Genomic DNA, 9,239 nt, shown 5'->3' on the forward strand with positions numbered 1-9,239 from the left:
TCCCGACCCGCCGGCTTCGCGGGCCCCGCGCTCAGGGCAGGGCGTCGAGCGACGACCGGACGCCGCGCGAGAAGCCCAGCCCGTCGTGGCGGTCCCAGTTGATCGACCAGGTCATCACACCGCGCAGCGTCGGATAGGCCTGCGGCGGCTTGATCGCGCCGCACTGCGTCAGCCGGGTCAGGCAGTTGAGCGCCGCGGTGATGGTGGCCAGGCTCGCCTGGCCGCTGTTGGCCGAGGACGGGCCCGACGGCAACCCGAAGGCGACCTGGTCCGGCCGCAGCCCGCGGAACACGAAGGGCCCGGTGCCGTTGTTGGTCGTGAAGCCCTCGATCAGCATGCGGCTCGTCGCGACGAGCATGTCGGCGCTGCCCTCGGCCAGGCCCTGTGTCGCGTACGGCGTGTAGACGGCGCCGTTGTTGTAGTACTGGACGTGCAGCACGTTCAGCTCGTCGCGCAGGCCGTCGATGATGGGCAGGTAGGCGCCCCAGATGCCGCTGTAGGCGACGTAGCCGCCCTGGACGTATGGGTGCTCCGGCGCCATCGACAGGTAGAAGCCGCTGCCGATGCGCGCCTTGAGCTGCTTCACCGCGCTGACCAGGTTGGCCTGCACCGGCGCGCCGGAGGTGACGCCGGCGCCGCTCTCCAGGTCGATGTCGATGCCGTCGAAGCCGTAGCGCCGCATGATGGCCTCGACGCTGTCAACGAAGTTGGTCACCTGCGCCGCGTTGTTCAGCGTCACGGTGCCGTTCTGGCCGCCGAAGGACAGCACGACCTTCTTGCCCTTGGCGCGCGCGGCCGCGACGTCGGCGATGAAGCGGGCCTCGCCGCCGGCGCCCGCGTCGAGGTTGAACGCGATGCTGCCGTTGCCGGCGTCGTCCGCGAAGGCGACGACGATCACGTCGTAGTCGGCGGAGATCTCGCCGATCGGGAAGGTCGCGCCGGCCGGGTTGGTGAAGTTGTGCCAGTAGCCGATCAGCTGGTGCTTGCCGGGCGCGGGGGCCGGGCCCGGCGACGGTGCCGGGGTGGGCGCGGGACCGGGCGCTGGCGTCGGAGCGGGCGAAGGCGCGGGAGTCGGTGCCGGCGACGGGGCGGGCGGCGTCGTGCCGCCGTAGATCGTCCATGGCTGGCCTGTGCCGACCGGGCCGTTGCGCGTCGCGGGGTTGTCGCCTTGCGTCCACCAGTTGGCGCGGTAGATCACGCCTTGATAGCTGACGATGGCGCCGCCCGAGTAGGCGGTCGCCGCGTTCCACGCGCCCTGCGGAGCGGGGGCTGGGGACGGAGCCGGCGTGGGCGCTGGCGCGGGACTGGGGGCCGGGCTCGGCGTGGGGGCGGGGGACGGCGCGGGCGAAGGCGCCGGGCCGTTGGCGGGACCGACCAGCGTCCACAGCGACGCGTTGGTCGGGTTCCAGCCCGTGCTGGCGTAGTCGGTCTGGTTGACGGTGGCCCGGTAGAGCTGGCCGTTGTAGCTGACGACGGTGCCGGCGGCGTAGTAGGTGTCGGGTTTCCAGGCCGCGGCGGTCTGCGCGACCGCCTGCAGCGTGAGCGCGGCGGCGCCGAGGGCGACGATCAGGCGCAGCGGGGCGCGGGAGGCGGCGGGGCGTCGGACGGAAGAGGTCATGGCGAGGGTTCCAAGGTCGAGGGCCGATGCGGCATCCCGAGCCCGCACCCACGCCGCCGGAGGCCCGGAATTCGGGCCGGCCGGCGGGTCGCGTCGTCGGTGGATCTCAACTGGTATTCGAAAGAGTCCGTTTTATGACCACCGCTTGGATACCACTTTCCGAAATCCAGCCGATCGGACGCAGCGGGAAAACCCTGGTCGTGGTGACAAAGCGTGTGGGGGTCGATCGGCCCGCGGCGTCGTCAGCGCGCCAGCGCGGTGGCCGTATGCACCCGGACGCCCTCGCGGCGCACGTTGACGGTGAGGTCGTCGAACACGTCCGCGAGAGCGCTCGTGGACGCCGGCCGCAGCCGCAGCCATCGCAACTGCTCGCATCGATCGACCATCTCGACCTCGGTGAAGTCGACGAAGCGCCGGACCCGGGGATGGAGCGCCTTGTACAGGCTCTCCTTGGCGGAGAACAGCGCGGTCGCCAGTTCCGCCGCCGTCTCGGTTGGACACGATCGAAACCATCGCTCGCGTTCCCCAGGCGTGACGCAGACGGCGAGGATGTCGGCGAGGCCGGCGGCATCCACCACGACCTCCGTGTCGAGACCGAGGGTGCCGACCTCCGCCGATCGCCCGACGGCCGCCCAGGCCCCGCCACCCGCGTGCGTGATCGACCCGGAGACGCCGCTCGGCCAGAGCGGCTCGCCGGCCGGGCCCGTCGGCACCTCGCCGTCGGTGCCGGTCAGGGCCAGCAGTCCCAGCTCGGCGCAGTACCGACCCGCGGCATGGCTGAGCTGCCGTGGGCGCACCGCGTCGCGCAGCCGCGCCGGCAGCGCCGGCGGCGTCAGGCCGTCGAGCACCGCTTCCAGCGCCGCGAACTCGAGCCCGTGGCCGATCGCGCCGCCAGGCAGCGGATGCGGGGCCTCGCCGATCAGCCGCAGGACGCGCGCGTGGCGCTCCGGCGCGGCCCGGCTCAGCGCCGCGAGCAGGCCTCCCTGGCCCGCGCTCATCCCGGCGTGAAGGTCAGGACGTGGCGCGCCGGCCCCGGCAGCAAGGGCAGCGGCTTGCCCGCCACCCAGTCGGCATGTCCGGCCAGGAAGTAGTCGCTCAGCGGATGCCCGCTCTGCCCGCCGGGCATGTTGAACAGCCCGCGCTCCTCGCGACCCGGCGCGACGACCAGCCGCTCCGACTGCCCGAAGGCGGCGCCGCTGACGCGCGGCAGGTACTCGTCGCCCGGCATCTCGGTCTGCGGCGCCCGCAGCCACGCGTCCAGGCCGGGCAGCGCCATCGCGAGCGGGTGCTCGATGCGGCTGCGGTTGTAGTCGCCCCAGCGTCGCTCGGCCATCGGTCCCTCCTGCCGCAGCGTGGCGATCGCGCGATCCACCGCCGCCAGCTGGACGCTGTCCCAATCGACGCCCGGCCGCAGCCAGCCCGCCGGCCGCTCCGCGATCAGGCGCTGGGCCACGGCCGGCCAGCGGGGGACGGCCATCTGGTAGTCGAGGCTGCCAGGCAAGCGGGCCAAGGCTTCGCTGCCTCGCCCGAACAGCTCCACCCCCAGCGCGTCCATGTAGGCCCGCGCGAGGCGGTAGCCGACCGACGACGCGTCGGCCCGCCCGGTCCAACCGGTCTGCAGCAGGGACCGGAACTCGGCGCGCGGCGAGCCGGCCGGCGCCTGGCGCTCGTCCAGCACGGCCAGGGCCTGGGCGCGCCAGAGGGCCATGAACTCGGCGCGGTCGTCGAGCTGGAGGGCATGCAGCGCGGCTTCGTCGGGCTTCGACGTGGCGCGGAGCGCCGTCCGGATCTGGCGACCACGTGGTCCGAGGTCGGCGCCGCCGTCGCCGATCAGGGCCTGCGCCGGTCCCGCGAGCTGGCGCTGGTTCCCCGACGAGAGCACGCCATCGCCCGGGTCGACGCGCCGTGGATGCGCGTCGGCGGGCAGGCGCGCGAACGGCACCGCGTTCGCGGCGGCGCCGGCCTCGGCCCAGCGGTCCGGCAGCGCACCCGCCAGCGTCCATCCGACGCGGCCGTCCCGCGCGGCGATCAGGATGTTCTGCGCGGGAATGCCGGCAGTCGCCGCGCGGCTCAGGGCGTCGTCCAGCCCGGTGGCGGATTCCAGCCGCGACAGCCCCAGGTCCACGGCGCCGGGCAGCAGCGCGGTCCAGCGGACGACGACCTGCCGGCCCTCGATCTCCCGCAGGGGCAGGCCGTCGATCTCGCGGGTCGTCACCGTCACGGCGTCGCCGCCGCGGACCTCGATGCGTTGCTCGCGCGGCGTGGCCACGACCTCGCGGCCGGCCACCCGGAATCGTCCGGCCCCGGCATCGACCGGGGTGGCGTCCACGAGGTCCACGTAGCGGCCGTAGCTGTTGGTGAATCCCCAGGCGACGTCGCCGTTGCTGCCGGCCACCAGCATCGGCACGCCCGGCAGCGTCACGCCGACGAGTCGGCGGTCGTGTCCCGACGCGGGATAGCTCAGCGACAGCCGGTACCAGGTGTTGGGCAGGCGCAGTGTCAGGTGCATGTCGTTGGCCATGACGGCCGCGCCGGTGCTGGCGCGCGATCCCGCCACCACCCAGCCATTGCTGCCCACGGCCAGCGGACGGTCCTTGCGGACCAGCCACGGCGCCACCGGCGGCACCGTCGGCGGCAGGGCCGCGCGGGCCATCGGGCGCGGCGCGTCGCCGCCCGCCGGACCGAACCACGCGGGACCGCTGGCGGGCATGGCCGCCGGCACCGCCGCGACCTCGTCGGCATCCATCGGCGCGTCGAACGGCGACGACGGCGGCATCAGCACCGCGAGCTGTTCCGCCGTGGCATGGTCCCGCAGCCAGCGCAGCGCGACTTCCCGCGGCTCCTGCTCGCCCTGCAGGTCCAGGTACATCGCCCAGATCACCAGCAGGCTGTCGGCGGCCGTCCAGGGCTTGGGCGCCTCGCCCAGCACCAGGTACTCGAAGGGCCGCGCGCGCAGCGACGCGAGCCCGGCGTTGACGCCGCCCACGTACCGCGCCAGCAGCTCGCGCTCGGCCGGCGCCAGGGCGGCGACCGCCGCCTCGGCCCGGTCGCGGAAGCGGTACACCCGCGACGCGCGGTCCTGGTCCAGCAGGTTCTCGCCGAACAGCGCCGCGAGTTCCCCCGCCGCCGAACGCCGCAGCAGGTCCATCTGGAAGAAGCGGTCCTGCGCATGCAGGAAGCCGGTGGCGTAGGCCGCGTCCTCGCGGCTGCGCGCGACGATGGCGGGCACGCCGTGATCGTCGCGCGAGGCCACGACGGGCTGGGTTACCCCGGGCGATCGCAGCTCGCCGTCCAATTGCGGCAGGCTCGCGCGCATCAGCGCGACACCGGTCAAGGACAGCGCGAGCGTCAGGCCACCCGCGCCGAGCAGCCCCGCGACGCCGAACCGCCGCCAGCTCGACCAGCGCCTCATGCGGACCTCGCGCCGACCGTGCCGACCGTGCCGACCGCGTCCGCCGCTCCGGTCACCGCCACGTCCGCCGGTCCGTCGTTGACGATGAACTCGTGCAGGTCCGGGTCCTCCGACGGCACCTCTTCGCGCACCGACGAGAACGGCAGGCGCTCGAACGCCCGGCGCCAGAAGTCGAGCGCCTGGCGGTCCTCGCGGAACACGCAAATCAGCCACGGCTCGTTGGAGTCCAGCACGACCTGTTGGACCACCTCGCTGGCGATGCCGCGCCCGCGATACCGGGGCAGGATGTACAGGTCGGCGAACTCCATGATCGAGCGGCCGCGCAGGTTCTGGTGGCCCACCAGCAGCAGGCCGGCCAGCCGGCCCTCGTGCCGGATCAGGTAGGCCCAGTCGAAGCTGTCGGGATCGCCCAGCCGCTCCAGGAAGTCGGACAGCGAGTTGAACCGGGCCGACTCATCGATGTCCTCGCCGGACCAGAACGAGGATTCGAGCTCGTAGAACTGCCAGAGCCGGTCGAGGAGCGTGGCGTCGTCGCGCGTCACGCGGGAGAGGGTGATGGGGGCGCTCATGGCATGTCCTTGTACTTGATCAACGTGATGAAGCCGTCGCGCACGGCGAAGACGCGTTCCTGCTGCATCGAGGGGACTTCCTGGCCGGGGGCCAGGCCGTGCGGGTGGGTCCAGCCGTGCAGCTCGTCGACCAGCAGCAGCCGGTCGCCGTCCCGCAGCACCACCCCGTGGCCGTGGAAGGCGCGCGACATCCGCGTCGCCTGCGCCACCGAGCCCGCCAGGTCCAGCGTCCGGTCCGCGTCGACCGGCATGCGCCAGTAGGTGCCCGCGGACTGGGCCGCGCGCCGCTCCCATCGGGCCGGCAGGTCCGCCAGCACCGCGCCGATGAACGCCGCGGCGTGGTGCCGGGACTTGACCAGCAGCGTCGTCAGATTCTCGTCCGGCGCGAGGTCGAACCCTTGCCGCGCGACCACCGCGCCGCCGTCCCACTGCGCGGAGAGTTCATGCACGGTGATCGCCGATTGCGTGAAGCCCTTCAGGATCAGGTGGGGCAGCGGCGCCGGGCCGCGGCCCTCCGGCAGCGGGGAGGGATGGATGTTGATGCCGTAGGCGCAGTGGCCGCGCCAGTCGGGCACCTTGTGCGAGTAGGACGCCGACAGCACCAGGTCCACGCCCTTGGCCTGGAGGCGCGCCATGTCCTCGGGTCCGATCGGATCGAACTGGACCGGCACGCCGAGCGACCCGGCCAGTGCCGCGACCTGCTCGCCGTCGTCCTCCTCGGTGAAGAGCTCGACGAGCTCATGGCCGTCGCGCAGCGCGGCCGTCAGGACGTCGCCGAAGCTGTCGTCTCCCAGGTAGGCGAATCTCATCGGCCTTCTCCCGTCACGGCCTCGAAGCGCAGCATGCGCGAGGTGGGACTGGCGCGGTAGGCCATGGCCTCGGCCAGGTCCACCTTCACGTTGAAGCGGCGCAGCCAGCGATCGGCGCCGTCGAAGCGCGGCTGGAAGGACTTGCGGCCGTGCAGCCACTTGTAGTTGTCGATGAAGCACAGGTCGCCGTCGGCCAGCGGCACCTCCCGGCTGCGCGCCTGCAGTTCCTGGACCAGGCGCGACATCACCTGCGCGGCCTCGTCGTCGCCGGCGGCGGCGATCGTGAAGTCGAGGTCGAAGCGGATGTAGGGGGTCGTCGCGTGGCCGACCAGGATCGACTCCGCCGGCGGGCGCGCCACGTCCTCGGTGTGCGAGTCGTCGGCCAGGTGATGGAAGCGGGGTTGCGCCAGCACCGCCAGGTCGCGGTCGGACAGGCGCAGGTCGCGCACGGCGGCGATCAGCGTCGCGGTGTGGTCGGGATTGCGCACGCAATGCAGGCAGATGAAGTCCGCGCGCATCGGATGGAAGGTGTCCTCGGTGTGGAAGTTCAGCATCTGCAGGCTGTTGGCGCCTTCCTGGGCGTACTCGCGGCCCTTCATCGGCAGGATGTCGTGGATCAGCTTGCCGGCCTGCTGCGTCTCGAAGCCGAACGGTTCCCCGAACACCGAGGCCATCAGGATCGCGAGGTAGTCGCAGTCGAAGTCCGGGTGGTAGCTGTCTTCCTTGAACCAGGTCCGCGGCGTGGCGGGCATCGGCGCGCCCGGCGAGAAGCCGCTGACGACCAGCACGCCGGCATGGTCCTGCAGGTCCCGCAGCCGGTACAGCTCGCGCAGCAGTCCTTCGGGCAGGCGCGCGGCGACCAGCGGGGCGTCGCGGACGAAGTCCTCGTCCTCGGCCGACGGATGGGCGCGCCGGCATTCGTCGAGCAGCGCGCGCACGTGCTGGAGCTCGGAGGCGGTCAATTGGTACTTGTTCATGAGGTCTTCCGATCTGGCGCGTCAGCCGATCACGCGGGACTCGAGGCCCGCGCGCGTGGCGGCGGACTTGCGCAGGTTGGTGGTGATGTTGATCCGCTTGAGCCAGCGGTCCTGCCCGTCGAAGGCGGGGTCGAAGCGCCGCCGGCCGTGCACGACCTTGCGGTTGTCGATCAGGCAGAGGTCGCCGGCCCCGATCACGGTGTCGCGGGTCTTGCGCTCGATCTCCGCGCGCAGCAGGTCGTAGGCCTCGAGCGCGGCCGGGTCCATGCCGGCGAAGTCGGTGTAGGCGGGGTCGTAGCGCAGGAAGGGATGGGCCCGGTTGCCATACAAGGTCCGGATGCCGGTGGCTTCGTCCGCCGTCGCGCGCAGCGCCGCGTCGGACTGCTGCGCGGTGTCGAGGTGGGTCTCGTCGGGCTTGAGCGGGAAGACCGCGTCGAACAGCAGCGCCTGCGTCGCCGGCGGGAGCTCGAGTTCCCGCATCGAGGCCAGCGTCGTCGGCACGGCGGCATGGTTGCGGATGCCGTACATGCAGACGAAGTCGGCCCGGAAGTCGTGGAAGGAATCCTCGGTGTGCATCAGCAGCTCCGACGTGCTGCCGTAGCTGGTCTGCGCGCCGCCGCGGTGGGGCTGCGGAATCAGGTCGTGGACGATCTTGCCCTTCTGCTGGGTCGACCAGCCGAAGACATGGCCCAGGCAGGCCGACGCCAGCACCGCCAGGAAGTCCATCGCCAGGCGCGGGCGGTAGGACTCGGGGTAGTTCCAGGAGGACGGGGTGTCGCCGGGCGCCTCGAACGGGAAGCCCGTCACCAGCGTCATGCCCGTGTGTTCATGCGACACCCGGAGCTGGTGATAGAAGGCTACCAGCCGGGGCGGCAGCTGGCGCGAGAGGAAACCGGCCTCCTGCAGGAAACCGGGGTCGTCGGCGGTGTCGCAGACGGCCATGACGCGATCCAGCAGGGTCTGGATGTGGGCCACCTCGGCGGCGGTGAGGGCGAGTTGTTGCATGCGGTGCTCCGCGATCGGTTCAGGGTTCTGGAGGAGGAAAGGGCGGGCGCGCTAGCCGCGCGCGGTCGCCGCGGCCAGGGCCGTGGCGAGATGCGCGTCGATCAGCGCGGCCAGCGCGTCGAGATGCGTGTCGATGAAGAAGTGGCCCCCGTCGATCCGGTGGTGCGACACGGGCCCGTGGAACTCGCGGCGCCAACCGAGCAGGGCGTCCTCGCCCATGCAGGGGTCGTCGCGGCCGGCCACGGTCACCAGCGTCGTGGCCAGCGGCTCGCGACGGCGGTAGCGGTAGGTCTCGCTCAACGAGAAGTCGGCGCGCAGGACCGGCAGGTACAGCTCGACCAGGTCCGGATGCTCGAAGAACTCGGGCGGCGTGCCGCCCCGCTCGCGCAGCGCGTCCAGGAAGGCGGCGCGCGGCAGGGCGTGCAGGGGCGACCGCTCGTCGACGAGCCCCGGCGCGTTCTTGGCCGAGGCGAAGAACAGCGCCGGCAGGTGCCCGCGGTCGCGGAGCCGGTGAGCGATCTCGAAGGCCATCAGCGCGCCGTTGCTGTGCCCGAACAGCGCGAAGGGCCGGTCCAGCCAGGGCAGCAGGGCCTCGGCCAGCGCGTCGGCCAGGCGATGTGCGTCGCCCAGCGCCGGCTCGCCGAAGCGGGCGCCGCGGCCGGGCGGCTCGACGGCCACCACCTCCACCGGCGTGCGCAGCCGGCCGGGCCAGTCGCGGAACAGGGACGCGGCGCCGCCGGCATAGGGCAGGCAGAACAGCCGCATCGGCGCGTCGGGACGGGGCCGGGGCGAGAAGGCGGCGGCCGATGCGATGGCGCGCGGCGGCAAGGAGGCGGTCGGGGTCATCGT

The 9,239-nt window shown here is 72.7% G+C and carries 8 protein-coding genes and 2 pseudogenes; all 10 read right to left on the reverse strand.

Annotated features, from left to right (window positions below; genetic code table 11):
* Positions 1–31: 31 nt before the first annotated feature.
* The 10 genes and pseudogenes from N5D62_RS13810 to N5D62_RS13845 all read right to left on the reverse strand — a co-directional run bounded on the left by N5D62_RS13810 (position 32) and on the right by N5D62_RS13845 (position 9,236).
* A complete protein-coding gene (locus tag N5D62_RS13810) occupies positions 32–1,114 on the reverse strand; it encodes a chitinase (RefSeq protein ID WP_347881813.1) in 1,083 nt (360 codons plus the stop codon).
* A gap of 15 nt (positions 1,115–1,129) precedes the next feature.
* Positions 1,130–1,252, reverse strand: a pseudogene (locus tag N5D62_RS28275) (carbohydrate-binding protein); the annotation flags it as partial.
* Positions 1,253–1,393: 141 nt separating this feature from the next.
* A pseudogene (locus N5D62_RS28280) lies at positions 1,394–1,618 on the reverse strand (carbohydrate-binding protein); the annotation flags it as partial.
* Positions 1,619–1,860: 242 nt separating this feature from the next.
* Complete coding sequence (locus N5D62_RS13815) at positions 1,861–2,616, reverse strand: 4'-phosphopantetheinyl transferase superfamily protein (RefSeq protein WP_279758406.1); 756 nt, start codon at positions 2,614–2,616, stop codon at positions 1,861–1,863.
* Entirely contained in the window at positions 2,613–5,030 is a 2,418-nt protein-coding gene (locus N5D62_RS13820) for a penicillin acylase family protein (protein ID WP_279758407.1), read from the reverse strand. Before N5D62_RS13820 ends, N5D62_RS13815 begins: the two co-directional genes overlap by 4 nt.
* On the reverse strand, positions 5,027–5,599 hold the full coding sequence (locus N5D62_RS13825) for a GNAT family N-acetyltransferase (RefSeq protein WP_279758408.1): 573 nt from the start codon (positions 5,597–5,599) through the stop codon (positions 5,027–5,029). Before N5D62_RS13825 ends, N5D62_RS13820 begins: the two co-directional genes overlap by 4 nt.
* Positions 5,596–6,408, reverse strand: a complete 813-nt coding sequence (locus N5D62_RS13830; protein WP_279758409.1) for a formyltransferase family protein — start codon at positions 6,406–6,408, stop codon at positions 5,596–5,598. Before N5D62_RS13830 ends, N5D62_RS13825 begins: the two co-directional genes overlap by 4 nt.
* Complete coding sequence (locus N5D62_RS13835) at positions 6,405–7,385, reverse strand: TauD/TfdA family dioxygenase (protein ID WP_279758410.1); 981 nt, start codon at positions 7,383–7,385, stop codon at positions 6,405–6,407. Before N5D62_RS13835 ends, N5D62_RS13830 begins: the two co-directional genes overlap by 4 nt.
* Positions 7,386–7,406: 21 nt before the next feature.
* On the reverse strand, positions 7,407–8,390 hold the full coding sequence (locus N5D62_RS13840; RefSeq protein WP_279758411.1) for a TauD/TfdA family dioxygenase: 984 nt from the start codon (positions 8,388–8,390) through the stop codon (positions 7,407–7,409).
* A 51-nt stretch (positions 8,391–8,441) separates the two neighbouring features.
* Complete coding sequence (locus N5D62_RS13845) at positions 8,442–9,236, reverse strand: thioesterase domain-containing protein (RefSeq protein ID WP_279758412.1); 795 nt, start codon at positions 9,234–9,236, stop codon at positions 8,442–8,444.
* Between the last annotated feature and the right edge of the window lie 3 nt (positions 9,237–9,239).

Source organism: Mitsuaria sp. GD03876, from assembly GCF_029840635.1.
GTDB lineage: Bacteria > Pseudomonadota > Gammaproteobacteria > Burkholderiales > Burkholderiaceae_C > Roseateles.

Bases quoted from the DNA above. Each gene is read 5' to 3' on its own strand.
- N5D62_RS13845 (WP_279758412.1), bottom strand. From the start codon at position 9,236: ATGACCCCGACCGCCTCCTTGCCGCCGCGCGCCATCGCATCGGCCGCC.
- N5D62_RS13835 (WP_279758410.1), bottom strand. From the start codon at position 7,385: ATGAACAAGTACCAATTGACCGCCTCCGAGCTCCAGCACGTGCGCGCG.
- N5D62_RS13825 (WP_279758408.1), bottom strand. From the start codon at position 5,599: ATGAGCGCCCCCATCACCCTCTCCCGCGTGACGCGCGACGACGCCACG.
- N5D62_RS13830 (WP_279758409.1), bottom strand. From the start codon at position 6,408: ATGAGATTCGCCTACCTGGGAGACGACAGCTTCGGCGACGTCCTGACG.
- N5D62_RS13815 (WP_279758406.1), bottom strand. From the start codon at position 2,616: ATGAGCGCGGGCCAGGGAGGCCTGCTCGCGGCGCTGAGCCGGGCCGCG.
- N5D62_RS13820 (WP_279758407.1), bottom strand. From the start codon at position 5,030: ATGAGGCGCTGGTCGAGCTGGCGGCGGTTCGGCGTCGCGGGGCTGCTC.
- N5D62_RS13840 (WP_279758411.1), bottom strand. From the start codon at position 8,390: ATGCAACAACTCGCCCTCACCGCCGCCGAGGTGGCCCACATCCAGACC.